This is a genomic window from Ruthenibacterium lactatiformans (genome assembly GCF_000949455.1).
Lineage (GTDB): Bacteria > Bacillota > Clostridia > Oscillospirales > Ruminococcaceae > Ruthenibacterium > Ruthenibacterium lactatiformans.
Genome location: NZ_JXXK01000004.1, coordinates 1 through 23,402 on the forward strand (window position 1 = coordinate 1; position 23,402 = coordinate 23,402).

At 60.2% G+C, this 23,402-nt stretch carries 26 protein-coding genes; 4 read left to right on the forward strand and 22 right to left on the reverse strand.

Features of this window, described 5'->3' with window-relative positions:
* The 3 genes from TQ39_RS04135 to TQ39_RS04145 all read right to left on the reverse strand — a co-directional run.
* On the reverse strand, positions 1-261 hold a 261-nt coding region (locus TQ39_RS04135), incomplete at its 3' end, for an ABC transporter permease (protein WP_167541522.1).
* A gap of 6 nt (positions 262-267) precedes the next feature.
* Complete coding sequence (gene rfbC, locus TQ39_RS04140; protein ID WP_040910399.1) at positions 268-834, reverse strand: dTDP-4-dehydrorhamnose 3,5-epimerase; 567 nt, start codon at positions 832-834, stop codon at positions 268-270.
* Positions 835-1,031: 197 nt separating this feature from the next.
* Entirely contained in the window at positions 1,032-1,778 is a 747-nt protein-coding gene (locus TQ39_RS04145) for a M23 family metallopeptidase (protein WP_050004669.1), read from the reverse strand.
* 275 nt (positions 1,779-2,053) lie between these two features.
* Here TQ39_RS04145 and TQ39_RS04150 point away from each other — a divergent pair, with 275 nt between their 5' ends.
* The 4 genes from TQ39_RS04150 to TQ39_RS04165 are packed head-to-tail and all read left to right on the forward strand — an operon-like array spanning position 2,054 to position 5,835.
* On the forward strand, positions 2,054-2,983 hold the full coding sequence (locus tag TQ39_RS04150) for a carbohydrate kinase family protein (RefSeq protein WP_009324977.1): 930 nt from the start codon (positions 2,054-2,056) through the stop codon (positions 2,981-2,983).
* Positions 2,980-3,897 (forward strand): pseudouridine-5'-phosphate glycosidase, encoded by a 918-nt coding sequence (locus TQ39_RS04155; protein ID WP_050004671.1) that lies wholly within the window; start codon positions 2,980-2,982, stop codon positions 3,895-3,897. The genes TQ39_RS04150 and TQ39_RS04155 overlap by 4 nt, the downstream gene beginning before the upstream one ends.
* A gap of 51 nt (positions 3,898-3,948) precedes the next feature.
* Complete coding sequence (locus TQ39_RS04160; protein WP_050004672.1) at positions 3,949-5,337, forward strand: zinc ribbon domain-containing protein; 1,389 nt, start codon at positions 3,949-3,951, stop codon at positions 5,335-5,337.
* A 24-nt stretch (positions 5,338-5,361) separates the two neighbouring features.
* A complete protein-coding gene (locus TQ39_RS04165; protein ID WP_050004673.1) occupies positions 5,362-5,835 on the forward strand; it encodes an LURP-one-related/scramblase family protein in 474 nt (157 codons plus the stop codon).
* Between the two features lie 457 nt (positions 5,836-6,292).
* On the opposite strand, the gene TQ39_RS04170 is transcribed toward TQ39_RS04165, so the two are convergent.
* From TQ39_RS04170 to TQ39_RS04260, 19 genes are all read right to left on the reverse strand, one after another.
* On the reverse strand, positions 6,293-6,925 hold the full coding sequence (locus TQ39_RS04170; protein ID WP_050004674.1) for a DUF4230 domain-containing protein: 633 nt from the start codon (positions 6,923-6,925) through the stop codon (positions 6,293-6,295).
* A 255-nt stretch (positions 6,926-7,180) separates the two neighbouring features.
* Complete coding sequence (locus tag TQ39_RS04175; RefSeq protein WP_050004675.1) at positions 7,181-7,555, reverse strand: hypothetical protein; 375 nt, start codon at positions 7,553-7,555, stop codon at positions 7,181-7,183.
* 282 nt (positions 7,556-7,837) lie between these two features.
* The gene (locus TQ39_RS04180) at positions 7,838-8,104 is read right to left on the reverse strand and encodes a hypothetical protein (RefSeq protein ID WP_050004676.1); all 267 of its coding nucleotides are present in this window, start codon (positions 8,102-8,104) and stop codon (positions 7,838-7,840) included.
* A 140-nt stretch (positions 8,105-8,244) separates the two neighbouring features.
* Positions 8,245-8,544, reverse strand: a complete 300-nt coding sequence (locus TQ39_RS04185; RefSeq protein ID WP_050004677.1) for a hypothetical protein — start codon at positions 8,542-8,544, stop codon at positions 8,245-8,247.
* 1 nt (position 8,545) lies between these two features.
* Positions 8,546-9,013 carry a threonine/serine exporter family protein gene (locus tag TQ39_RS04190; protein WP_050004678.1) on the reverse strand — a complete coding sequence of 156 codons (468 nt, stop codon included), beginning with the start codon at positions 9,011-9,013 and terminating at the stop codon, positions 8,546-8,548.
* Positions 9,010-9,801, reverse strand: coding sequence for a threonine/serine exporter family protein (locus tag TQ39_RS04195; RefSeq protein ID WP_050004679.1), 792 nt, complete (start codon positions 9,799-9,801; stop codon positions 9,010-9,012). Before TQ39_RS04195 ends, TQ39_RS04190 begins: the two co-directional genes overlap by 4 nt.
* The gene (locus tag TQ39_RS21195) at positions 9,801-10,391 is read right to left on the reverse strand and encodes a hypothetical protein (RefSeq protein ID WP_009324994.1); all 591 of its coding nucleotides are present in this window, start codon (positions 10,389-10,391) and stop codon (positions 9,801-9,803) included. Before TQ39_RS21195 ends, TQ39_RS04195 begins: the two co-directional genes overlap by 1 nt.
* 4 nt (positions 10,392-10,395) lie before the next feature.
* Complete coding sequence (locus TQ39_RS04205) at positions 10,396-11,181, reverse strand: GNAT family N-acetyltransferase (protein ID WP_009324996.1); 786 nt, start codon at positions 11,179-11,181, stop codon at positions 10,396-10,398.
* 11 nt (positions 11,182-11,192) lie between these two features.
* Positions 11,193-11,960, reverse strand: a complete 768-nt coding sequence (locus tag TQ39_RS04210; RefSeq protein WP_009324998.1) for an acylneuraminate cytidylyltransferase family protein — start codon at positions 11,958-11,960, stop codon at positions 11,193-11,195.
* Positions 11,961-11,964: 4 nt separating this feature from the next.
* Positions 11,965-12,891, reverse strand: a complete 927-nt coding sequence (locus TQ39_RS04215) for a Gfo/Idh/MocA family protein (protein ID WP_009325000.1) — start codon at positions 12,889-12,891, stop codon at positions 11,965-11,967.
* A 3-nt stretch (positions 12,892-12,894) separates the two neighbouring features.
* On the reverse strand, positions 12,895-13,872 hold the full coding sequence (locus tag TQ39_RS04220) for a Gfo/Idh/MocA family protein (RefSeq protein ID WP_050004680.1): 978 nt from the start codon (positions 13,870-13,872) through the stop codon (positions 12,895-12,897).
* Positions 13,873-13,989: 117 nt separating this feature from the next.
* Positions 13,990-14,280: a hypothetical protein gene (locus TQ39_RS04225; protein WP_009325004.1), complete on the reverse strand. Its 291-nt coding sequence runs from the start codon at positions 14,278-14,280 to the stop codon at positions 13,990-13,992.
* Entirely contained in the window at positions 14,277-15,476 is a 1,200-nt protein-coding gene (neuC, locus tag TQ39_RS04230) for a UDP-N-acetylglucosamine 2-epimerase (RefSeq protein WP_009325006.1), read from the reverse strand. Before neuC ends, TQ39_RS04225 begins: the two co-directional genes overlap by 4 nt.
* Positions 15,477-15,542: 66 nt before the next feature.
* Entirely contained in the window at positions 15,543-16,538 is a 996-nt protein-coding gene (gene neuB / locus TQ39_RS04235) for an N-acetylneuraminate synthase (RefSeq protein ID WP_009325008.1), read from the reverse strand.
* Positions 16,539-16,629: 91 nt separating this feature from the next.
* Positions 16,630-17,673, reverse strand: a complete 1,044-nt coding sequence (locus TQ39_RS04240; protein WP_009325010.1) for a sugar phosphate nucleotidyltransferase — start codon at positions 17,671-17,673, stop codon at positions 16,630-16,632.
* Between the two features lie 25 nt (positions 17,674-17,698).
* A complete protein-coding gene (locus TQ39_RS04245) occupies positions 17,699-18,859 on the reverse strand; it encodes a LegC family aminotransferase (RefSeq protein ID WP_009325012.1) in 1,161 nt (386 codons plus the stop codon).
* A 92-nt stretch (positions 18,860-18,951) separates the two neighbouring features.
* Complete coding sequence (locus TQ39_RS04250) at positions 18,952-19,638, reverse strand: hypothetical protein (RefSeq protein ID WP_050004681.1); 687 nt, start codon at positions 19,636-19,638, stop codon at positions 18,952-18,954.
* Complete coding sequence (locus TQ39_RS04255; RefSeq protein ID WP_050004682.1) at positions 19,635-21,677, reverse strand: hypothetical protein; 2,043 nt, start codon at positions 21,675-21,677, stop codon at positions 19,635-19,637. Before TQ39_RS04255 ends, TQ39_RS04250 begins: the two co-directional genes overlap by 4 nt.
* 44 nt (positions 21,678-21,721) lie before the next feature.
* The gene (locus TQ39_RS04260) at positions 21,722-23,347 is read right to left on the reverse strand and encodes a DUF2142 domain-containing protein (RefSeq protein ID WP_050004683.1); all 1,626 of its coding nucleotides are present in this window, start codon (positions 23,345-23,347) and stop codon (positions 21,722-21,724) included.
* Between the last annotated feature and the right edge of the window lie 55 nt (positions 23,348-23,402).

A 23,402-nucleotide genomic window follows, 5' to 3' on the forward strand; every position in this document is an offset into this window, starting at 1 on the left:
TGTTCCTTCATTGAAAAAGTTGAACAGCAGCTGCCCAATGATCAAATATACGGAAAAATTTTCGATACCGCTGCCGCGCATGTCAAAAAGCGTGGAAAACACCACCACCATGACGACATTCATCAGCAGCGGGTTGAGCACGCTCCACACCACGCCCAGCACGCTGCGGCGGTATTTCAGCTTGAAATCACGGCCGATCAGGTTCTGCAGCAGATAGCGGTATCGCCAGAAATCTTTGGCGTAAGCCTTCAGCATCTGCATCCCGGTTTACCACCTTTCAAAGAATTCATAGGTCTGCTCCTTGAAGCCCCTGTGCTCCCCATCCTTGGCGGAAAGGCGGATCTCGCCGTCCACCGCGGGCCACACGATGCCCACGTCCGGGTCATCCCACTTCACGCCGCCCTCGGCCGCGGGGTCGTAATAGTCGGTGCATTTGTAAGTAAACTCCGCTTCTTCGGACAGCACCAGAAAGCCGTGGGCAAAGCCCTGCGGGATATAAAACTGCTTCTTATTTTCCGCAGAGAGCGTCACGCCCACCCATTTGCCGAAGGTCTCGCTGTTCGGGCGGCAGTCCACCGCAACGTCGAACACCTCGCCCGACACCACGCGCACCAGCTTGCCCTGGGTATGCTCCTTCTGGAAGTGCAGCCCGCGCAGCACGCCCCTGGTGCTTTTGCTCTGGTTGTCCTGTACAAAGGGGCCGGGAATGCCCGCGGCAGCGAATTCCTCCGCCTGATAGGTCTCCATAAAATAACCCCGGCTGTCGCCGAACACCGTAGGTTCGATGATGATCACGCCGGGGATCTCGGTTGCGATAAAATTGAATTTGCTCATAAACAAGAACAGTCCTCTCCTGTTTTTTCATTCCGCAGCAGGCCCGTCCGCATGGAACAAGCCAAGTATAGAATATCATAAAACGGCCTCGCGTTCAAGGTATCCCGCGCATGCGGGCTTCCAAAGGCCGCGCGCAGCAAAACGCGGCGCGCGGACAACGGGTCTTCCCGTCCGCGCGCCGCCGTTCGTGCGCAGCCTTATTCTACCGGGGCGAAATATTCCGCCGGGTCCACATAAGCGCCGTCCTCCAGGAACTCCAGATGCACATGCGTTTCCATGGCGCTCTCGGCGGGCAGCTCGCCCACCGTGCCCAGTGCGTCGCCCACGGCCACGGTGTCGCCCTCTTTCACAGCGATGTCCGCAAGGCCGCATACGCGTACCGTCAGCTTTCCGGCGTTCAGCTCCACAACGCCGCCCCACTGGGGGTCCTCATAAGCGCGGGCCACCACAGCGCCGGTGGGCGCCGTTACGGCGTCGCCCGCCGCGCCGGCCAGGTCCATGCCGTTGTGGGTGCGCCAGTCCTTCATGGTGTCGTTGAACACCAGCTCGTCACCACTGAAAGCCTGCAAGGCCGCCCCAGCCCGCGGCGATGCGAACGAGGGCGTTTGCACCGGCTGCGAGCTTGCAGGCGCGGCGGGCGCGGATGAAGCAGGCGATGAGCTGGGCGCAGATGAAGCCGTACTTTGCGGCTTCGATGACGAGGATGGCGATGTGGGCGCCACGGGCACGTCCTCCTGCTTTTCTTCTACGGGGGTATGCTGTTCTTCCTGCCATGGAATGTCCTCCTCACCTTGGATCTGCGGCGCGGGGTCCGCGCCCAGTTTGTCCATCATGCTGTTGATGGCAAGGAAGCTGGCCGTGGCCGCGCCCGCGATGACGAGCGTCAACGCCAGATAAAAGCCCTTGCCCTTCCAAAAGCTTTTGGATTCCTGATTGTTTTTCATATTTTTCCTCCCTGCCGTGTTGCCGCCCTGGCCCGCGCGCGGCGCGCTGGCTGCGGCTGCGGCACATGATAGTAGTATTTTGGACAGGCGCGCCCCGAATATACATGCGGCCGGCCACGCGGTACGGCCGCAAAAAAATTTACATTTCCGCCGCACCGTGCGTTTTAGCCGGGCTTGCGTTTTTAATCTTAAAAAAGTACAATAATGCTATATACTTCCCGGCCGCATGCCGCCCGTTTGCGGGGCGCGGCCTTTTCAGAAAGGAGGCTCCTCCCATGGCGGGATACATTGCCGGGATCGGCGGCGCGAATGTAGACATCCACGGCCAAAGCGACGCTCCCATCGTAATGCGGGATTCCAACCCCGGCCGCCTGCATCTTTCGGCGGGCGGCGTGTGCCGCAACATCTGCGACAACCTGTGCCGTCTGGGCCTGACGGTGGAGCTGTGCAGCGCTGTGGGCGGTGATGCATACGGCGACATGCTGCGCGGCGCCTGCACCGCCGCGGGCATCGGGACGCGGCATCTGGCCGTGTTCCCCGCCCAGAATACGTCCGCCTACATTTCCATCATGGACAGCGAGGGCGACATGCTCGTAGCCATGAGCGACATGCATATTTTAAAAGAGGCTCTGACACCCTCGTATGTGGAGGGGCTGCTGCCTGTGCTGAACGGTGCGGACGTCTGCGTGGCGGACGCAAACCTTTCGGCCGGCGCGCTGGAAACGCTCGCCACACGCTGCACCGTCCCGCTGATGCTGGACCCCGTATCCACGGCATGGGCGCGCAACGCCGCGCCGCTGGCGGGATACTTCCACACGCTCAAGCCCAACCTCATGGAAATGGAAGTGCTTTCCGGCATGCGCATCACAAACGAACGCGAGCTGGACGCCGCCTGCGGCATGCTGCTGGAAAAAGGCGTGTACCAGGTGTTTGTAAGCCTGGGACGCGAGGGGCTTTATTTCAGGCGGCAGGGCTGCGGCGCGCTGCGCAAAAAAAGCCGCCCCTTCCCCATGAAAAACGCCACCGGCGCAGGCGACGCCACAATGGCCGGTATCGTGTATGCATGGGTGAACGGCCTTTCGCCCGGGGACACGCTGGATTTTGCGCTGGGCGCGGGCCTTGCGGCCATCGACAGCGCCGATACCATCAACCCGGCGATGAGCCCCGCGCTCGTCGCCAAGCTTGTAAAGGAGTATGTATTATGAATTTGAAAGAATATCTGTCCATCACGCCGGAAATCTCCGCCGCCATCCGTGACGGCAAGCCCGTTGTCGCGCTGGAGAGCACGATCCTCTCCCACGGCATGCCCTACCCCGACAACCTTGCCTTTGCGGCCGAGGTGGAGCGCATCGTGCGGGCGGAGGGCGCAGTGCCCGCCACCATGGCGATCATCGACGGCGTGCTGAAGGTGGGCCTTACGCAGGACGAACTGGAGCTGATGTGCAAAGGCGAAGGCGTGGCCAAGGTATCCCGGCGCGACCTTCCCATCATGGTGGCGGAAAAGCGCACGGGCGCGACGACAGTGGCCTCCACGATGATCCTTGCCAGCCTGGCGGGCATCCGCGTGTTCGCCACGGGCGGCATCGGCGGTGTGCACCGCGGCGCGGAAAAGACCATGGACATCAGCGCCGACCTGCAGGAGCTGCGCCAGACCTCGGTGGCCGTGGTGTGCGCCGGCGCGAAGATGATCCTGGATATCGGCCTGACACTGGAGTATCTGGAGACCATGGGCGTTCCCGTGCTGGGCCTGCGCACAGACGACTTTCCCGCGTTCTACTGCCGCAGAAGCGGCTTCGGCGTAGATTACAACGCCAAAGACGAGGCTGAGATCGCCCGCATTGCCAAAACGAAGTGGGACCTGGGCCTGGCGGGCGGCATACTCATCGGCAACCCGGTGCCCGAGGAATATGCCATGGACTTTGACGAGATGACAGCCGTCATCGAAAAGGCCATTGCCGGCGCCAACGCCGAGGGCGTGCGCGGGAAGAACATCACCCCCTACCTGCTGGCGCACATCGTGGAATACACAGGCGGCCAGTCTCTCAAGACCAATATCCAGCTTGCGTACAACAATGCCCGCGCGGCCGGCAAAATTGCCGTGGCCTACGCCAAGCTGTAAGCGCCCGCCGCCCTGCGGCGGCTGAAAATCAAGAAAACACGAGGAAGTGCAATGGACACCTGCAAAAACTGCGGCAAGCCGCTGGAAAACCCGGACCAGGAGCTTTGCCCGGCCTGCCGCGCCGTGGAAAACGCAAAGGCGCGGACCAGGCGGGAGGAAAAAGCCGGGCATGCGCGCCGTCGGCGCATGAACCGCACCACGCGCAAAATGCTCATCGCCGTTTGCGTGCTCGCCGTGGTCTTCACAGGCCTGTGCGTCACGGCCACAGTGATGTATGACAAATACAACCCGGACGAGTTCATCGCGTCGGTGGACGCCGCGCTGGAGGCGGGCGACGCCCGCGCGCTGAAAAATCTGCTCAAGGGCGAGGACCTGACGGTCTCCGACGAGGGCGCCGCCGCGCTGTGCCGTGCTTTCACAGACGCGGCGCAGCGTGAAGCGCTGCGCGGACAGCTGGAGGACCAGGTGGTAGACGGCGGCGCACAGGGGGCGTTCCCCGCGCTGGGCGTGGAAAAGGAATCGGTGTTCTTCGGCTACAGCCGCTATTCTCTCACCGTCCACAGCGTGCGGCTGCTGCTCAGCTCCCCGGTGCAGAACCTGCGTCTTTCGCTGGACGGCGTGCCCCGCACAGGCGAACAGACGGCGGACGGAATTTTGTATCAGAACCTGTTCCCCGGCCTGTACACCTGCACGGTGACGGGCACCACCGCTGCCGGGCAGGCGGTGGAGGGCGACGCGACGGACCTTGCGCTGCTGTCCTCCGTCGAACCCACTGTGTTCAGCGGCGCCCTGCCCATCGCGGATATCACGGTGTCCGGCTGTGTGAACGACGGCGCGGTCATCACCGTGGACGGCGCGGCTGTGGAGCAAAAGCCTGTGAACGGCGTTGTCACGCTGCCGCAGGTGGCCGTGGGCAGCACCATCGGTATGCAGTATACGGCTCCGTGGGGCGCTGTGACGACAGCCTCCGTGCAGTTCGCAGACAAAACGGTCACCACACTGGCGTTTGAAAACCCGGTGACTGAGGGCGGCGTACCCGCGGCCGGGGAGCTGAACACGCTGCTCACCGCCCATTATGCCGCATATCTGGATGCGCTGAACAATCAGGACACAGCGCTGATCTCCGGCTGCACCGAGGAATACAAAGCCGCGCTCGCACAGGGCGTTGTCTCCGACACACACAAGGCTAACCTGTATGTGATGGGTACCGCCGAGTGCAATCCCGCCGCCATCAAGAGCACCGCGGCGGACGGCACTGCACGCGTATCGTGCTATGTGAAGCTGACATACACGCATTCAGACCGGGAATCCCACGAGGAGACGCCGGCCACGGCATACCGTGTGTACACGTTCACCTGGGCCGACGGCTGGAAAGTGAGCGCCTCGGCGGACTCCACGGAAGAAGCCTACAATACCGCCTCGATGGATGCGCTGCCCTGAAAATCATAAACCGGAGGATACGGCATGAAGCTCTTGTTCAAACAACGCATGTTTTCATGGTTCGACAGCTATGATATCTACAACGAAGCGGGCGACGCCGTCTACGAGGTCAAGGGCGTGCTGAGCTGGGGCCACTGCCTGAAGATCTTCGGCCCGGACGGCGCGGAGCTGGGCACGGTAAAAGAAGAGGTATTCTCTTTCCTGCCGCGTTTTGTGCTTTACGTGGGCGGCGAATGCGTGGGACAGATCAAAAAAGAATTCACGTTTTTCAAACCCGTGTTTACGCTGGACTGCAGCGGCTGGAGCATCGAGGGCGATATGTGGGAATGGAATTACCTTGTCAGCGATGCGGACGGCCGCACGGTAATGACCGTGCAGAAGGAATTACTGAACTGGACGGACACCTACGTGCTGGACATTGCCGACAGTGCCGACGCACTGTACTGCCTGATGGTGGTGCTGGCCATAGACGCCGCCAAATGCTCGCAGAACGGTTGATCGCGTGCTTACAAAAATAAAAAGTGTTTTCGCGGGACCTGATTGCGGAGTCCGCCTATGGTGTCGCTCTCTTAGTATTAAGAGAACAAGCAAAGAGCGGTTCCTGTGGGGCTGGTAACCGGCCAGGCCGGTTTCGCCGCAGGCGAAACGGAGGTGAAAGCCGACGCGCGCCGAGGCGTTCCGTTCCGCTTAAGAAATCGAATTTTCAATTCCACATCAAATTTGAGTTTGCTGTAAAAGCAAAAGCTGCTGAATCGCTTGTCCCATCGAACGATTCAGCAGCCTTTTTATTTGCAGCGTTCTCCATGCAGCACAGACAGACTGCATTTTTATCAAAGCGGCTCTTTTATTTATGCCGTCAGGAGCAAAGCAAAGTAGAACAGCACGATCGCTGCTGCGATTGCTCTCACGATCAGCAAAAGCATCTTCTTCATAAGCACATCCTTTCCCGGCGTTTTTATTTATTGATGAACCTTATTTCATACTCTTCCAAGTTGTACACGTTGCCGAAAAAACCTCGCAAAATCGTTTCAGCATTGCTTCGCGCATTGTCCAGCAAGCCGTTTGCAACTGCATCCGTTTCCGCATTTTGAACCAGATTTTTCAGCGCCTCATTGTTTTCTTCCATCTTGATCTGTTTAAAAATGCTTTCGTCTTCATGGTACAGTTTAAACGAATCCCATTTCAGCTCACTGCTCAGTATTTTTGCCTCCGGTAATCTCACTGTAATAGCGGTGTCCTTTATCTCCCATTCAATTTCCGTAAAGTCAAAGCCTGCTTTTATAACTATATCATAGCTGTATATGTATTTGCTTTGTGTAAACGGTATTGTCACACCAAAAAGCTCTCTTGAGCCTTCTGTAACATTTACCGACGTGCAATAGGCCGTTTGTGTGGCCAATTCCCCAATGTTTTCAAATCCCAGTTTCGTCGATTTACTTTCAGATAAAACAACACTGCGTATGCCCAATCCAACAATAACCAGCAGCAGCAGCGCTGCCAGTGCTGCTGCAATTCCCGCGGCCAGCCTTGAGGCAAGCATCCTTTTAAACATGGCCTTAAACCCTTGCTTTTCCTTTTTTCCAACCATAAAATTACCTCCTCATTGTTTTGTACATTCTAAAGATCCGCGAATCCGTAACACCTCCCTTGTATATAACCTGCAAATTTCGCGAATCTAAAACATACTTATTTTGATAAATTATATCAAACTCCCCGCATATTTCGACACGCTCCTTCCTGTTTTTAAAATCATCTTTCCGCTATGAGCCGTTCCGCCTCTCCATCTCCACATAAAAACAGAACAGCATGGATAACATCCACACTGTTCTGCCTTTTCTTCTCTCTATTGAAAATCCTTGTTCGGCCCCTGCCGTCCCCGGCGCTGGCGGCGGCGCTTCATGCCCCAGCCCGCTCCCCAGAAGCCGTACCCCACGGCCAGATAACCCGCGCAATATGCAAGCTCCGGCACAGTGTGGAAAACCAGCCACACTCCCAATGCGTACAGCGCGGGATGCACCAGCGGCAGCCACAGGGTGTTCCATTTGCGCTGTGCGGCCGAATGGCTCGCCAGCGCGATGTAAAGCGGGTATACCGCCAGCCAAAGCGCCATCGTGAACATCATGCCCGCTTCGGGCGGCACAAAGCGCACGCCCGCATACGGCACGCCGAAAAACAGCACAGCCCAGACCAAAAGGTTTCCAAGCATCCACCGCAGCATACAGCATTGCCTCCTGTTCTTTCCGTAGTTTTTATAGTTTTGCACAGCAAAGCTATAAAAACCTCATCGTAATGGCCGCAGGCCGGGGCCGGCCCGCATGGCCTAAAAATAGCCTGCGGCTATTTTTTAGTGATTTGATAAAATTGCAATCTTTTTATAGGTCCTTATATAAGCAAAGGGTGATGTTATCACACCCCAAAAGGCAATCTAAGACAACCATGTTTAAACCATTATTGCGAATCTCTCCAACCCTTGCACAAACTGGGAGTTGTGATATTGGTATTATTTAAGCAGCAACAAATTAGTTTGTTCCAAAATGTCTGTTTTAGAAATATCATATGGCATTGGGTCAACGTCCTCAAAGCAATCATTCGATGCATATGAACGATTATCAGTCCACTCTAATATCCACCAGCTTTGAAGAGTGGTAACTTTGAAAAAATCACCATTCAATGTCCAACATTTACCAGATGGCTGTAGTTCAATTTTATTAGCACCAAGTTCCAAAAAGCGTTTTTCACAAATCCTTTTGATTTCATCTTGAGTCATGCAACCACCGCCTTTACAAATTCTTATTTGTTTGATTGGAATGCAGCATGCATAATGGCATTTCTTTCTATCTGCCCATATCACTTTATGTCACCATAGAAAATTCAGACACCATTCTGGCGCCAAAGCGCAAAACCGCCTTACTCTTCCTCCGCCGTTATTTTTCCGCGCATGATACGGCTGGCAGCACATACCACGTTCGCGGCCGCAAGCGCGCCCACGGCATACGCCGCGGCGACAAAGGCGTTCAAAAAACGCTCCCGGGACCAAAAATCGCCCAAAAGATGGTCGCTGAACAGCAGCGGCGCCAGCACACCGCGCACCGAAATACCGTCATTAATCTCCGGCACAAGGCTGGCGAAGAAATTGTATCCCAGATCCGCCGCGGCCAGCACGGCCAGAACCAGTGCGCACAGCAGGACGGCCTGCAATTTTTTCATCTCATCGCTCTCCCTTTTTCTTCCCGGCACACGGCGCGAACGCCTCGAACAGCCGCCCCGGCAAAGCCAGAACCAGCACGATGCCCACGGCCAGGGCCACGGCGATCTTGAACGTCTCCACACCTTTGGCCACGGCCATGGCGTTGTCGCCCATGATGAAATAATAGGCGGTATAGTAAATGCCCGCGCCGGGCACCAGCGCGAAGATGCCGCTGATGAGGAACACTGTGGCCGGGCACCGCCGCACCACTGAAAACACCCGGGAAAGCAGCGCCAGCATCAATGAGGCCAGCAGCGAGGCCACGGCCACCGAGGGCTGCCATTGCAGGTACAGCCAATAGCAGCCCCAGCCCACGGCGCCCGTCACGCCCGCCCAGACAAATTCCCGGGGCGGCGCGTTTACCAGAACGGCAAAACCCACCGTCGCCCCGAAGGCTGCGGCAAGCTGCACCAGAAGCTCCCATATCATATCGTCACCCCCGGCAGCAGAGCCGCGCCCTTGAGCACCAGGCCCACGCCCAGCGCGATACCCGCCGCAATGAGCACCGCGTCGATGGCGCGAATGGTACCCGAGAGGTAATCGCAGTTGGCCACGTCGCGGATGCCGTTTGTCAGCGCGACGCCCGGCACCAGCGGGATGATGCCCCCGATGATGACCTTATCCAGGCTGCACGCAACGCCCGCCAGCCCCAGCGCCTGCACACAGGCAAGGCTGACCAGCGCCACCACGCCCGCCGAAAGCATGTTGGAGACCAGCTTGTTCAGCGGCGTGCGCGCGCGCGCCAGCGCGCGGGTGAACAGCCCCACGGCAAAGCCCGGCGCCAGCGCCGTGAATGCGTCCACGGCCGAGCCGCCGAACAGATAGCAAAAGCACGCGGCGGAAAAGGCCGAGGCCGACACCATCAGCCAGCCCGGCAGCCCACGTGTGGCGCGGATCTGTGCAAGCCGCGCAAAGGCTTCCTCCAGCGGCACGCGCCCTGCCACGATCTCCCGCGAGAGCGCGTTCACCGCCGAAATGCGGCCCAAATTCATCTCCACGCGCGGCGTGCTGCGCACCGCCGCGCTCTGCACCGCACCGCCGTCCTCCATCGAGGCGAACAGCCCATTGGTAAGTACATATACATGAAAGCTGCGCGCGCCGTAGCTGCGCGCGATGATCTCCATCGTCTGCTGCACGCGGTAAATTTCCGCGCCGTTGGCCAGCAGCGTTTCGCCCGCGTCCACGCAAAGGTCCAAAATGCGCCTCTGTCCCTCCATCAGCGCCCCGCCTCCGTATTGGTGATGAAATATTCCTTCAGGCTGGGCGTGATGGTGAGGGAGTCCAGCTGCGGATACAGCATGTTGAAATCCAGCTTCACCTTGTCTTTCGCGCCCCTGCACCCCAGGTCCAGCGTGCGCAGCGCGCACAGCCCCCGCAGGGGCGCAAGGCTCTCCAGCTTTACGGCGCTCCAGGCGCTGTACTGCAAAAACAGGTGCTCCAGCGCCGCAGCGCCGTCCAGCCCGCTGATGTCCCGCAGCTTTTTGCAGTCCGTCACAGCAAGGCCCCGCAGCGCGGGCGTGCGCGCGGTATCCCACAGCGCGGCCACCGCCGGGCAGCGGCGCACATACACCCATTCCAGCGCGGGAAAATTTTCAAGGAAGGAAAGGCTCTGCAGCTCCGGACAGCTTTCGATGAGCACCGTCCGCAGCGCGTCTGGCTCCGGCACGGCCTCAAGCGCGGCGCGCAGGCCCGCGGCGGGCACATTCTCCAGCACCAGCGCGCAGCCGTCATCCGTCGTGCCGTCCAGCGCAAGGCTGTAAAAGCCATGGTATTGCTCCAGTATTTCGGGCGAGACATGCAGCGCCATGCTCTTACTCCTTCGCTTCGGTGTAAAGATCGGGCAGGCCGCCCTTGAACGCGCGGTATTCCCGCACCGGCGTACCGCGGAAGCCCAGCTTCTCGTACAGACGGATGGCCGCCGGGTCGTCGGCGTAGAGGAACACGTCGGTATACCCCATATCCGGGTTGCGTGCAAAGCCCAGCATCGCCAGCACCGCCGCGGCCGCGTAGCCCTGGCCGCGGAAATTTTCGGCCGTATATACGTCCGACAGATAAAACGCACTGCCGTACCCCTCGCCCACGCAGAAGCTGACGGGGATCTCAGCGCGGTTGTATGCAAACGAAACGCGCGCGCCCGCGCCCAGCTGCTTGTCGATGAGCCGCAGGCCAAAGTCCTTTTCGCCGCAGCTCTCCGTCACAAGCTGCGCCGCCGCTCCTGTCAGGGGCGCGCCTGCAAAGATCTGCACCGGACATTTGTGCACCAGCAGCTCGGGGCTTGTATGCGTCAGCAGCATCATACGCTGGCATTCAAAGGTGTGGACGGCATAGCCGTGCGCCTCAAAAAAAGCGCGGCTCTCCTCCAGCGTCACGCTGTCGGGCTTGGAATAGAATTTTGGCGTGACGTCAAGGCCCTCATAGTAGCTTTCCACAGCCGCAAGGCTCTGCTCGGCCTCCTCCATGCGCTTGAGCACGGCATAGTTGGAGTCAAAGCTCTCGGGATTTTCCCTGTCGCGGAACGCGCGGTAAAACGGCGTTTCGGTATATTCCAGATAGCGCTTGGCGCAGTGTATCTCGTGTTTTTCGCTTGGTGTCGCCATAGTTTCCCAGTCTACTTTCTGATATTATTTTGAATGGCCCCGAACGCGGGGTAGGTGGCATACAAATAATGGGCGATGGCCTCCATCAACAGGTAGTCCTCTTCGGAATCGATGTCGATGATGCCGGTGTCGAACATCTGGTACATGCCGCATTTGCCGTCCCAGACAAAGCCCGTGGTGTTCTCGATGAGGAAGCGCCGCTCGAACACATAAATGGACGCGTTGATGTCGAACACAGGCGGCGTCTGCTGGCGCGCGGTATTGTGGTGGTCGATGACCTTCTCCACATGGTCTCCCGCGAGCTTTGCCATATTCATGTACGGTGTGCGGCGGCTGGGCGTGACGGAAAAAATCAGGTCCAGGTCCGGCCGGGATGCCTTCACCTCATACGCGCCCTCAATATCGCCCGTCTGGCGCAGAGGGCTGGTGATATCCAGGTCGATGAGAGTATCGTATTCGTATCCCTTTTTCTGCTCCATCTGCCGCAGGCTGTACTGGTACACGGGCATTTTTGGCACGATGTCGCCGCACAGCTCCTCGGGGCGCGGCAGCACCGTCACCTCGGGATATTTTTTGGTGATAACGTCGATGAGCAGCCCGCTGTCTGTGTTCAGGCACACGTCGACGGCAAGGTCCGGCCTGCTCCGGATGAACAGCTCCGCCGCAGAAAGGCTGTAATACGAGAGCGGGTGGCCGTCGAAGATCTTCAGGTTCTTATTTTTAAACCCCTTGCTGCCCGCGCGGCCGCAAATGGTGATGAGCACACGCTTTTGTTCCATACTTTTACAGTTCCCCCAATGTGAGTTTTAATACGTCAAGCGCGGTCTCGGGCGTGTTCACGCTGGGTCCCGCGCCGCTTTGGGCGTAATCCAGAAAATAGGCCATCTCCCGCAGATAACGCTCGTTCACAGGCTCTGCGTAATTCTGCACCGTGCCGTCCTCCAGCGTCAGCGTGCCCGCACCGAAATCCGCCGTGACCGTGCCGTTTTTGCACAAGAGTTCGATACTGCGCCGGTATTCCCGGCCGAAGTAATCCAGGTGCACCTCGCACAGCAGCGTGGGGTATTGGGCTATATAGACGGAAAGGTCGTCCGAATCGATCTCCAGATGGCTGTACGTCCCTTTAAAATTATACATCTTTTCCGGCTTGCCGAAAAGCTCCACCAGATAATCCCATTCATGGATGAGGTCGATGGTGACGCCGCCGCCCATGTCCTTGTGGGCGGAATACACGGTGCGGTAATCCACGCCGGGCCTCCAGCCGGGCAGGTAGGACGAGCACAGCACCCGGGCCGAATACACCGACAGCGCCGGCAGCGCCTTCTTGAGGGCCAGCATCGTGCCGCACCAGCGCATGGGGGCGGCCACATAGGCCTTCTGCCCCGGGGCCAGGCAGTCCGCAAGGGCCCGGTCCGTGCGTTCAAAGATCGGCTTTTCTATAAAAAGAGTATCCGCTTTGCCCCGCAGATTTTGTAACATCCCGAAATGCAGGTGCGTCGGGTTCGTGATGAACGCCGCATCATAGCGGGCGTGTTCGGGCAGGGATGTGAATTCGCCCGCCAGCAGCGCGCGCGTTTCCTCCGGAAGCGCACGGGCCGAGGAGCGAAGCGCCCACGCGCGCACCGGAATGTCCTTTTGCGCCGCCACCGCGTGCAGGTTTTTCAAATGCCGCGTGCCGATGCTGCCCAGCCCTACAAACAATACGTCCATGCCTTACGCCCCCTCGATGCGTTCGATGAGCGCGATGGCCTCTTTGTCCTTTTCAAAGGACCACCGGGGCTGTTCCCGCCCGGCCAGCACGCCGAAAAAGTTCGTTATTTCATCTACATAAGCGTTCTCCACAATATTGTCGCTGTACCGCGCATCATGCTCGAAGCTGCCGTAGGTGTCCACAAATTCCTTCTCCCTGGTTTCGGCGTTGTAGCTGTACAGCGCCCTGGGGTTGCCCTCCCAGAACAGGTGCAGCCCTTCGCCGAATACCTCAAAGTTCCGCACGGCTTTGGGGCTGACGACATCCGCCGCCAAAAGGCCCTTGGTCCCGTTCTCGTGGCGCAGCGTGACGAAATAGCTGTCCGGATAATCGATTTCCAGACCGCTGAGCTTGTCCTTTTCCGCATAGACGTGCTTCACCGGACCGAAAGCGTCCAGCAGCCAGGGCAGATCGATGCCGAAGATCTCCCGCACGCCCCCCGTGCGCCGGTCGCCCACAAAAAAGTTTTTATAATTTTCCCACGGGTGCCAGTCCGGCAGATACTGCCCGATGTGGTAGATGTAATTGACGGGCTTTGCAAACGCCGCCACCCGGCGCTTGATGTACTGCGTCTCGGCGCGGTAGAGCATGGTGCTGCTCAAAAACAGCGGCAGGCCCTTCTGCGCGGCTTTTGCAATGAGCGCGTCGTAGCCGTCGTCCACCAGGTTCAGCTCGGTGAATACAGGCAGGCCCGCGTCCAGCAGCTCGCCGATGATGCCCGCGTGGGTAAGGGGCGCGGTACACACGAACGCCGCGTCAAAGCGCCGCGCCGCCACCGCCGCCGCGATGCTCTCATACGGCTCGATGCCCAAAGCCCGCGCTTCTTCCCTGCGCGCGGGGGCGAAATCCACGCCCGCCAACGCCGCCGACGGCTCCACGCCCCGGATGAGGCGCGCACGGCGTTTGCCCATGCTGCCCAGACCTACGACCAAAAGTTCCATATCATTTCCTCCCCGTGCCGCGCAGTGCACAGCTCTCTTTTCAATATCGGTGTATCGCTTCCGGGAGCAAACCCCGCATGGACCCTTTTACCGACCCGCCGCCTCGGGGCGTTCCGTTTATGCCCCCGCCGTCCATGCGGGAAAACAGGCCCAAACGCACAGTCCCAGCACCACGACCAGCGTCCCGGCGAAAACGAGGATGCGCCGCGGGCGCTTTCGCCGCGCGAAAACCAGCAGCACAAGCTGCACCAGCAGCACCGCCGCAAACAGAGGCAGCGCCGTGCGCACCACGCGCAGGGCTGTATCCAGCGCGCCGTCCCAGTAAGCGGGCACCAAGGTGTTCAGCTGTCCCAGCGCCGTCAGCGCCGTTTTCCACATCTCGCGGAAGGAATCCGCCAATCCGCTCATCGGCTGCCCTCCTTTTCCCACCCCGGCACGGGGCCGTCGTAAAACAGCTTGGGCTTTCCAAGCGACGGGCTCTGCACGAACGCCTCCAGCCGCCGCACGATGCGCCCGCTGGTGTCGCCGCCGTTGTAAGGGCTTTTCGCTTGCCGGGCCTGCGCGGCAAAGGCGGGCGAAAGCGCCTTTTGCAGCGCCGCATACACAGACGCCTCGTCCGCCGCGCAGCAGATGATATTGGCGCTGAGCAGCCGCCCCTTCTGCCTGTCGCCCACGTTGACGCAGGGCACGCCCAGCGAGGGCGTTTCCACTACGCCGGAGGACGAGTTGCCCGCCACCACGGCGCAGTATTTCATGGCCGAAAGGTACCGCAGTACGCCCATGCTGGTAAAGGCGACATACTGTCCGGGGCGCGCCGCGCACACCGCGTCGATCCGCGCGTTGATGTCGGCGCCGCCCGCATCCGCGTTGGCTTTGGTAAATACGGCGGCCAGCCCGCAGCGCTCCAGCGCGGCGCACAATGCGTCGAACTGCGCCGCCGGGGACGCGCCGCCCGCTGTTTCGGGGTGGTAGGTCACCAGCGCATACGGGCGCTCCAGCCCGAAGCCGATGCTTTCGGCCAGCGCCGCGCGGGACAAAAGCGGCAGGCTGCGCAGGTTCTCGTCCCCCAGGCCGCCCACATTCTCCACCGCGGCCGGGTCCTCCCCCATGCGGATGAGCCTCCGGGCGTAAACTTCACAGGACGGAAAGTGCAGGGACGCCATCTTCGTCAGGCAGTGGCGGAACCAGTCGTCCGCCGCGCCCGCCGTCACGTCACCGCCGCTGATGTGCGCCAGCGGGATCTCCAGCAGCGCGGCCGCCGCGCCCGCGGCAAATATCTCATACCGGTCCCCCAGCACAAGCACCGCGTCGGGACGGTTTTGGCTGAAATAATCGGTAAAGCGCTCCATCGTATAGCTGACGGTGCGCGCAGTAGCCAGCGGAGAGCCGGTGCCGAACTTCAGGATGGGGATGCGCGCCGCGATGGGCATGCCGTCGGCTTCGATCTCGCTGACGGTGTTGCCGAACTCCGGCGCAAGATGCGCGCCCGTCACCACAAGGCGCGGCTCGATGACGTCGCTTTGCAGCAGCTTTTGCAGCACAGGCCGAAGAAGGCCGTATTCGGCGCGCGTGCCGGTGACGACGCACAGGCTTTTTTTCGTCATCTGAATCCCTCCCGGTTTATGAAATAAAAGCTTCCGCGCCTCGTCGGCGGAGTCCTCTCTTTTCGCTCACAGCTCGATCTTCTCGTCCTCGCTGAACGCGCGTTTGGCCGTTTGGCCCAGAACCTCGTGCCAGCGCATGGGCGAAACGCCGTCTCCCGGACGCTTGGTGGTGAGGTTTTCCTCCGTGAACGCCTCACCCGCGGCAATGGCGCGCCGGGCCACGATGCTCTTGCGGGCAATGGCCTTGTTTTTCGCCTCGCTGGACGTCACATGCTTGCGGCCGTCGCCCAAAGCCTGCTCCGTATTGCGCACCGCGCGCACCATGGCCGCAAGCTCCGCCGGGTCCAGGCTGGCTTTGTGGTCCGGCCCTTCCAGCGTTTTGTCCAGGGTAAAGTGCTTTTCAATGACGCACGCGCCAAGCGCCACGGCCGCGATGTCGGCCTCCCAGCCCAGCGTGTGGTCGGAATACCCCACCGCGCAGCCGAAATGGGACGCCAGGTCCTGCATGGCGCGCAGGTTCGCGTCCGCGAATGGCGTGGGATATTCGGTATTGCAGTGCAGCAGCGTAATATCCTCCACGCCGCCGTCCTCCAGCACGGACATCGCGTCCTCAATTTCCGCCAGCGTGCTCATGCCTGTGGAGAGGATGACCGGTTTTTTCAGCGCGGCGATCCGTTCCAGATAGGGCAGGTTCGTGATCTCTCCGGAAGGGATCTTGTATACGGGCAGCTCCAGCGACGCCAGGAAATCGATGCTGTCCAGATCAAAGGGCGTGGAGAGGTATTCGATGCCGATCTCCTCGCAGTAAGCTTTCAGCTCCCGGTGGCCGTCAAAGCCGAAGTGGATGCGGCGCACCATCTCCAGCTGGCTTTCGCCGGCGCCCGTCTGCGCCTTCTGGTATTCGGCCTTTTCGGCAAATTTGCTCACGACCAGCTCCGGCACCGCCGTCTGGTATTTTACGATATCCGCCCCTGCAGTTTTTGCCGCAAGGGCCATTTTTTTTGCGCGCGCAAGGCTGCCGTTGTGGTTCACGCCCGCCTCCGCGATGATGAGCACTGACATATAATTTCCCCCTGTCCGCCCGGTTCCCGCCGGGCCGCTGCGTTTTTCCGGGCCTTGCCCGGCGCGGCTGCCTGTGTTATGCCGCGGCGGCCTACTGCATCTCCAAACGGCGGCGCATGTTGTCCAGCTCCTCCAGCTGGCCCATATCCATCCAGCTGTTCTCGCTCACGGGATACACGCCCACGCGCCCGCCCGCGGCGCGCACATCCGCGATGATATCTGTAAAAGGGATCGGCTCGTTGTACGCAAGGCCGTCGATGACCGACGGCTCCACCACATACACACCCGTGTTCGTGAGGAAATTCATCTCCGGCTTTTCAGTGATGCCGCTGATGTCGCCGTCGCCGCCCAGCTCCACCACGCCGTACGGGATGGTGAAATGCTTCACCGCGCACACCATGGTGATGACGTTGCCCTTTTCCTTATGATACTGGTAGATATCCCCGAAGTCCGCGTCGATGAGGATGTCGCAATTCGTCAGAAAAAACGTCTGCGTAACTTTTCCCTTCAGCAGGCTCAGGCCGCCCCCGGTGCCCAGAGGCGTGTCCTCGTCCACATAATCCACGGTGTAATCCTTTTGCAGATCGTTGAAATAGCTCTTGATCATGCTCTTTTTGTAGTTTACGATCATCGTAAACGCGCTGCAGCCCACATCCGCAAAGCGGTGGATGATATGCTCCACAATGGGCATTTCCCCAATGGGGATCAGGGGCTTGGGCAGTATTTTGGTGTAGGGATACAGACGCGTGCCCAAACCGCCCGCCATGATGACCACGGGCGCGCATGCTTTTTTATGTGTGTCGATGTCCAGCCCGCCCGCGAACACCACGTCCTGCACCCTGCCCCGCTTGTCCAGCAGCGGCAGCGCGCCGATGCCGTGTTCCAGCAGCGCGGTCTTGGCCCGCGCCCGCGCCTCCATGGGCAGCGCGTATGGGCTGTAATTCGCCGCCTCCCGCACCGGCCCTTCCAGCGGCAGGCTCTTCAGGATGTAGCGGCGGATATCGCCGTCCGTAACAACGGCGCGCAGCACACCCTCCGGCGCGACGAACAGCACGCCCAGGCCCGTTTCGTCCAGCTTGCGCATTGCATCCAGCACCGAAATGTCCTCGGTGATGAAAAGGTCGTCCACGCGCATCTTTTTTCCCCCTTCCGCCATGCTTTTACAGCGCCAGCAGCGCGTCCACCACGCGCTGAGCATCCTCCCGCGTCAGGTTCGTGGAGCACGGCAGGTTGACGATCTTCGCGCGGAAATCCTCGGCCATTGCAAGGCCGTAGGTCTCGTTGCGGCCGTAGTCCGCCTGCTCGTGGATGAGCGCCCACACCGGGCGCGTTTGGATGTTCTGCGCCTTGAGCGCGGCGATAACGCCGTCCCGCGTGTGCCGCGCGTCCTCCAGATACAGGCTGTAAAACCACTTGTTGGAGCGCACGCCGTCCCGGAAAGGCAGAATGCGGTATCCGTTTTTTCCGTCCAGCCGCTCTTTATAAAAATCGTACATTTCGTTTTTGTGGGCAATAAAGCCTTCCAGCTGCTCCAGCTGTGCCAGGCCCAGCGCAGCCTGCAGGTTCGTCAGGCGGTAATTGTAACCTACCTCGTCATGCACGAATTGCAGCTCGTCCGCTTTCGCCTGGGTGGAAAGATGCTTCGCCCGCTCCAGCCAGTCCGCGTGGTTGGACACCACCATGCCGCCCGCGCCCGTGGTGATGATCTTATTGCCGTTGAAGCTGTACACGCCGATGTCGCCGATGGTGCCGGCCATTTTGCCCCTGTACGGTCCCTCGGTGTAATAAGTGCCCAGCGCCTCGGTGGAATCCTCAATGAGGACCAGGCCGTACTTCCGGCACAGCTCCACCAGCCCGGGCATATTGGCCATATTGCCGAACACATGCACCGCCAGAAGCGCTTTCACGTGCGCGCCCGTGTGCCTGTTCACGCATTTGCCGTCCCGCTGTTCGGTGTTGGCGGCAAGCCACTCCCCGGCCAGCGCCGGGCACAGGCACAGGCTCTCGCCGCAGCCGATGAACACGGGCTCCGCGCCCGCGTAGCGGATGGGATTCACTGCGGCAATAAACGTGAGCGCGGGCGCGAGCACCTCATCGCCGCGGCCCACGCCCGCCATGAGCATGGCCAGATGCAGGCCTGAGGTACCACTGTTGCAGGCCACGGCCCGGGGCATGTGGGTGTATTCGGCGATCTTTTCCTCAAACTCGGACACCTTGCTGCCACCCGTGGACACCCACTCGCTGATAACGGCTTCGTTTACATACTGCTTTTCGTTGCCGGAAAAATTCGGTACGGACAGCGGGATAAATTGCTGGCTCATATACTTCGCTTCTTTCCTTTATAAAAATAGCGGGCGGGACGGGCGGCTGCTGCGCCGCCCGCGCGCACGCGGTATCGTTTGCCGCGGCCGCCTCAGGTTTTGCCGCCCGCGCGCCTTGCGCCCAGCGCAGCCGCGGCCAGCGCCAGATATTTCAGCACGGAGGCCGTCAGCAGCGGTACGACGACTAGGCACAGCAGCCAGGGACGCGTGGGCAGGAACCATTCGAAAAAGCCGCGCGGTTCATTGATGATGACGCTCTTCAGCCGGAATTGCATGCCGCTGTAAATGCCGGGGTCCAGCCGTAAACCATACAGCGCACCCCGCGGCAGCGTAAAAGTATATACCCCGTCTTCGGCTTCCTTATGCGCCCACACCCGGTAGGTCGCGTCGTATTCCTCCATGTCCGCCCGCGGTTTGTAGAACACGCTCAGCTCGCCGGGGTCCATATTCAAAAACGTCACCCGAACCGTAACGCGTCGCACATAAGCGGGCACGCCCGTGGGCGATACGGCGGCAAGGTCCAGCTCCATGCGCGGGTCCACACTGGTAGAGGTGTATAAATCGCCCTCCTGTTCCAGGTCCGTCAGAGCAAATACGTCTTCCTGCGCGCCGGAAATCTCCGTCTGCGCCACGTTGCCCCGGGCACGCTGGTATGCGTCCTCGGCAAACCCGTACAGAGACGCCAGTATGCTGCCTGCCAGAAACACCGCATAGCAAAGCGCCACCAGCCGCCTGTCGTTTTTCCAGATGCTGTTCCAAAAAGCCTTCACACGCTTCACGACGCCGCCTCCTCTCCGTTCAGCGGCACAAAGTGCATATCCGCCCCCGCGCCCTCTACGCGGTACAGCGTGGCGCCGCTTTTCAGGCCGTCGGCAAACAGCGCGCCGTAATTTTCCGCAAAGGCCGCGTCCCATTCATCCATATAGATGGCCGTGCATCCGCTGGCCTCAAGGTAATCGCACCAGACCGCGGGTGTAAACGGCTGGCTGGTGAAGTAGTCCACCTGTTCTTCCGTAAAGAACCCCGGCATCGCGTCGGCCCGGCGCACGATGTCCGGGCTGAATTCCTCCCCTGCGCCGAAGCTGTAATCTACGGCCACATCGGGATAAAATTCATAATAAAGCTGGAACCAGCCCACGCCCTGCTGCGTCATGGACACGATGAACACTTTGTCGTCCCGCGTCAGGTAGTGCTTCGCGGCCTCAACCTGTTCCACCTGCAAACGGCGGCCCGCGTAATGGCTGTCCGGGTAATCCAGAACCGTAAGCTGGGGCTGCAAATATGCATCCGCACGCCAAATGCAGCCTCCGCACAGCGCCAGCAGGAACAGCGTGCCAAGACTACCGGGCTTTGCATTTTTCAGCGAAGCGCACAGCATCGTTACGGCAAACACCAGCCAGCCCGCATAATAGGGATAAATATAGCGGTTGTAATCGCCCAGCCCATAGGCCAGCTCTTCCTTGAACACATACACATAGGTGAAACCCGTGAAGATATAGAACGCCGCAAAGCCCAGCGTGCTCCACAGCGCCGTCCAGGCCGTGCGCACGCGCATGCGCTTGTCGCCCAGCAGGAATGCCGCCAGCAGAATGCTCAAAATCAGCAGCACGGTGATGAAGCCCGAGCCGTTGAAAATACGCCCCAGCGTGCTGTCCGGCGCGCCAACGCTGAACATCGTGAGCCGTGTGTTGAAAAACGCGCTTTTCATCAGCTCCATGATATCGGTAAATTTCTGGGTGCGGCCGATGCCCAGCAGCTCGGCAATGCCCGTCGTCACCATCTGTACCATGCCCATATCGGCCGAGCCGCCGATGTCGAACCGGTTGGAGCCCAGCACAACGCTCATGTGCGCGGCCCAGCCGAAGAACGCGGCCAGCGGGGCGCCCACAAGCGAGGCGCACCAGCACAGCTTTCCGCCAAGGCCCTTCAGCCGGAAGAACGGCACGTCCTCCTTCTGGACGAACAGCAGGTCAAAGCAGATGATGGCGGCCGCAATAAGGCACAGCGCGAAGCCCATGTCCTTGGAAAGGCAGGACGCCGTAACGGCCAGCACCGCGCCCGTCATCAGTATGGGTGTTTTTTTTCGCGGCGCAAAATACAGCACCAGCCCCGCGCCGAACAGCAGGCCCATGGGAATGTCGGAATAGGCGTTCATATACGTCGTCTGCACATAGATGCCGCGCTGATACACGGAAACCATGTATGGCACCAGCGTAAGCACCGCGGCGGCGGGTACGGCAATGTGCCAGTGCCTGCGGCCCAGCATGGAAATGGCGGCCGCGAATACTGCAAAAAACAAAATGTCGTACGCCGCGTACACTTTCCAGGGCACAAATACGCTGCCCAGGAACTGGAACGCATAATCCAGCATGATGATGCCCGGCACAAAGGTGCTCACGCGCATCTCGCCCGGGTTATAGGTATACAGCTGATTCTCGGTCTTGACGACCTTGGGCGCGATGCCCCAGAAGCTGAACTCGTCCCACTCGTTAAAAATAGGCCGGCGCACGGCAAACAGCACGATAACGGCCAGCGACGCCAGCAGGAAATATACCATGGCGGGCGAAAAAAACTCCCGCCAGCGGATGTCCTTGTGCTTGCGCCACAGCCAGACGCACGCGGCCGCCGCCGCGCCAAACCAGACAATGCCCGCAGGCACCAGCATATGCACGCTGCCCAGCGTGCTGTACCAGACCATCGTGCCGCACAAAACAAACAGCGGCGTAAGGCCCGCGGCCAGACGCATTTTTGTGTTGAGGAACAGGCACAGCGCCGTGAGCGCCGCGAAGGTAACGGTCATTTCAACAAAAGCGATCAAACGCAGGGTCCTCCTTTAAAGCGATACGGAGCCGCCGCACAGCGTCACGGCCCGATGTAATACGCCTGGAACAGCAGCAGCGCGCTGACGAGCGCGAAGCAAAAACCGTAATGCAGCACACGCCACGCGGGCGGCGTTTTCTGCGGCAGGCCCGGGCGCAGGTTCTGCAGGGCCATCGTGCGGCCCATCAGCATGGATGCCAGCGCGAACAGCGCAAACAGCGCCCCCAGCAGATAGCGCGTCTGCACGCCGTTGATCTCCGGCAGGCTGACGGGCGTGCTGGTGAGGTACATGCCCGTATAGGTGAAGCCGTACATCAGCACGGCCGTCGCCAGAAACACCCAGGCGGTGCGCAGCTTTTCCCGCGCGCCCTCCAGCGCCGATACGCCCGATGCAAACAGCAGAAAAAGCGGCGCAAAGTAGCTGACAAACGGCACCGTCATGTCCATCCATCCAAAATTCCCAATGGTAAAGAGGTTTGCCTTGTCACGGTAGACGGAATAGAGCAGGACCGCCAGGTAGCGCGGCAGATTGGAAAAAACGAACGCGAGCTGCCGGCCCGGGTCAACGCCGGTGTCCGCATAAGGCACACGGCCATAATTGCTGGCCAGCGCCGTATATCCTGTCAGCAGCGCATATATGATAACGCCCGCGGCCAGGCATACCGCCAGCACGCCCCAGCGCTGCGCGGCGGCCGAAAGCGCCTTTTTTCCCTTGCGGGGCTTCTGCTCGAACGGCAGCAGCAGCAACAGCGGCAGCAGCGCCAGCGTGGTGTATTTTGCGTGGAACGTCAAGCCAAAGCAGAGCGCCAGCACCGCAAGCCTCTTTTTCGTCACAACGTCCGAAAGGCACAGCGCGATAAATATCCATGTCAGGCCCATGAACAGCCCGTCCGAGCTGCACGAGCCGGCCATAAACAGCGACACCGGAGAAATGGCCAGCGCGATCAGCACGGCCGAAAAGCGCCGGATGACCGCAGCCGCGTAACCGCACAATACGGCATAGCACAGCAGGTTCGCCGCGCGCGCCAAATACATACAGGCCAGCGCGTCCGCGCCGAACAGCCGTCCCACGGCCACGCCCAGCGCCTGGGGGAAGTACGGCACCAGCTGCTGCACCGGGGTGAACGCGCCCGGCGCAACCGCCCCCGCAGCTTTGTCCGCGCTGTACCGTGCAAAGGCGTCCGCGATGGTCGGGTCGTCCGGGGCCAGTTTTTCACCGCTGACGCCGTTGATATACGCCCCGGGGAAATCCCGCACCAGCAGATTCACATCGTTTGGGAACTGCTGTTTTTCATCGAACAGGAACTGTCCGCTGCCCACGGCATAAGCCCGCAGGAAATGCATCGTCTCGTCCGGAGCCTGCATGGGCGGGTTGGCAAACACGAAACAGAGCCCGGCCAGAAAAACCAGCACAGCGGTTTTCAGAGCCAGGTTCTGTTTGAGGAAATGCGCGGCCAGAAACACCAGAAGATACACGGCGGAAAAGCCGCCGCAGATGATGAGTGTCGTCGCTGCGGCAAAGCCGGGCATGCCCGCGCCCAACGAGTACGCCACACGCCAGTAATATACCAGCCCCACGCCGCACAGCAGCACAAAGAAATATCCGCAAAGCCAGCGGATGCCGGGCTTTGTCCAAAGCCGTTTGCATTTTTTTGTAAGTTCCGCCATAAATACTCCATTCGCCGCCCGCACGTTGTGTCCTGCAGGCGGCAGATTTGTAATA

Excerpts from the sequence above, each read along its gene's own strand:
- rfbC (WP_040910399.1), bottom strand. The coding sequence starts at position 834 with ATGAGCAAATTCAATTTTATCGCAACCGAGATCCCCGGCGTGATCATC.
- TQ39_RS04145 (WP_050004669.1), bottom strand. The coding sequence starts at position 1,778 with ATGAAAAACAATCAGGAATCCAAAAGCTTTTGGAAGGGCAAGGGCTTT.
- TQ39_RS04150 (WP_009324977.1), top strand. The coding sequence starts at position 2,054 with ATGGCGGGATACATTGCCGGGATCGGCGGCGCGAATGTAGACATCCAC.
- TQ39_RS04155 (WP_050004671.1), top strand. The coding sequence starts at position 2,980 with ATGAATTTGAAAGAATATCTGTCCATCACGCCGGAAATCTCCGCCGCC.
- TQ39_RS04160 (WP_050004672.1), top strand. The coding sequence starts at position 3,949 with ATGGACACCTGCAAAAACTGCGGCAAGCCGCTGGAAAACCCGGACCAG.
- TQ39_RS04165 (WP_050004673.1), top strand. The coding sequence starts at position 5,362 with ATGAAGCTCTTGTTCAAACAACGCATGTTTTCATGGTTCGACAGCTAT.
- TQ39_RS04170 (WP_050004674.1), bottom strand. The coding sequence starts at position 6,925 with ATGGTTGGAAAAAAGGAAAAGCAAGGGTTTAAGGCCATGTTTAAAAGG.
- TQ39_RS04175 (WP_050004675.1), bottom strand. The coding sequence starts at position 7,555 with ATGCTGCGGTGGATGCTTGGAAACCTTTTGGTCTGGGCTGTGCTGTTT.
- TQ39_RS04180 (WP_050004676.1), bottom strand. The coding sequence starts at position 8,104 with ATGACTCAAGATGAAATCAAAAGGATTTGTGAAAAACGCTTTTTGGAA.
- TQ39_RS04185 (WP_050004677.1), bottom strand. The coding sequence starts at position 8,544 with ATGAAAAAATTGCAGGCCGTCCTGCTGTGCGCACTGGTTCTGGCCGTG.
- TQ39_RS04190 (WP_050004678.1), bottom strand. The coding sequence starts at position 9,013 with ATGATATGGGAGCTTCTGGTGCAGCTTGCCGCAGCCTTCGGGGCGACG.
- TQ39_RS04195 (WP_050004679.1), bottom strand. The coding sequence starts at position 9,801 with ATGGAGGGACAGAGGCGCATTTTGGACCTTTGCGTGGACGCGGGCGAA.
- TQ39_RS21195 (WP_009324994.1), bottom strand. The coding sequence starts at position 10,391 with ATGGCGCTGCATGTCTCGCCCGAAATACTGGAGCAATACCATGGCTTT.
- TQ39_RS04205 (WP_009324996.1), bottom strand. The coding sequence starts at position 11,181 with ATGGCGACACCAAGCGAAAAACACGAGATACACTGCGCCAAGCGCTAT.
- TQ39_RS04210 (WP_009324998.1), bottom strand. The coding sequence starts at position 11,960 with ATGGAACAAAAGCGTGTGCTCATCACCATTTGCGGCCGCGCGGGCAGC.
- TQ39_RS04215 (WP_009325000.1), bottom strand. The coding sequence starts at position 12,891 with ATGGACGTATTGTTTGTAGGGCTGGGCAGCATCGGCACGCGGCATTTG.
- TQ39_RS04220 (WP_050004680.1), bottom strand. The coding sequence starts at position 13,872 with ATGGAACTTTTGGTCGTAGGTCTGGGCAGCATGGGCAAACGCCGTGCG.
- TQ39_RS04225 (WP_009325004.1), bottom strand. The coding sequence starts at position 14,280 with ATGAGCGGATTGGCGGATTCCTTCCGCGAGATGTGGAAAACGGCGCTG.
- neuC (WP_009325006.1), bottom strand. The coding sequence starts at position 15,476 with ATGACGAAAAAAAGCCTGTGCGTCGTCACCGGCACGCGCGCCGAATAC.
- neuB (WP_009325008.1), bottom strand. The coding sequence starts at position 16,538 with ATGTCAGTGCTCATCATCGCGGAGGCGGGCGTGAACCACAACGGCAGC.
- TQ39_RS04240 (WP_009325010.1), bottom strand. The coding sequence starts at position 17,673 with ATGCGCGTGGACGACCTTTTCATCACCGAGGACATTTCGGTGCTGGAT.
- TQ39_RS04245 (WP_009325012.1), bottom strand. The coding sequence starts at position 18,859 with ATGAGCCAGCAATTTATCCCGCTGTCCGTACCGAATTTTTCCGGCAAC.
- TQ39_RS04260 (WP_050004683.1), bottom strand. The coding sequence starts at position 23,347 with ATGGCGGAACTTACAAAAAAATGCAAACGGCTTTGGACAAAGCCCGGC.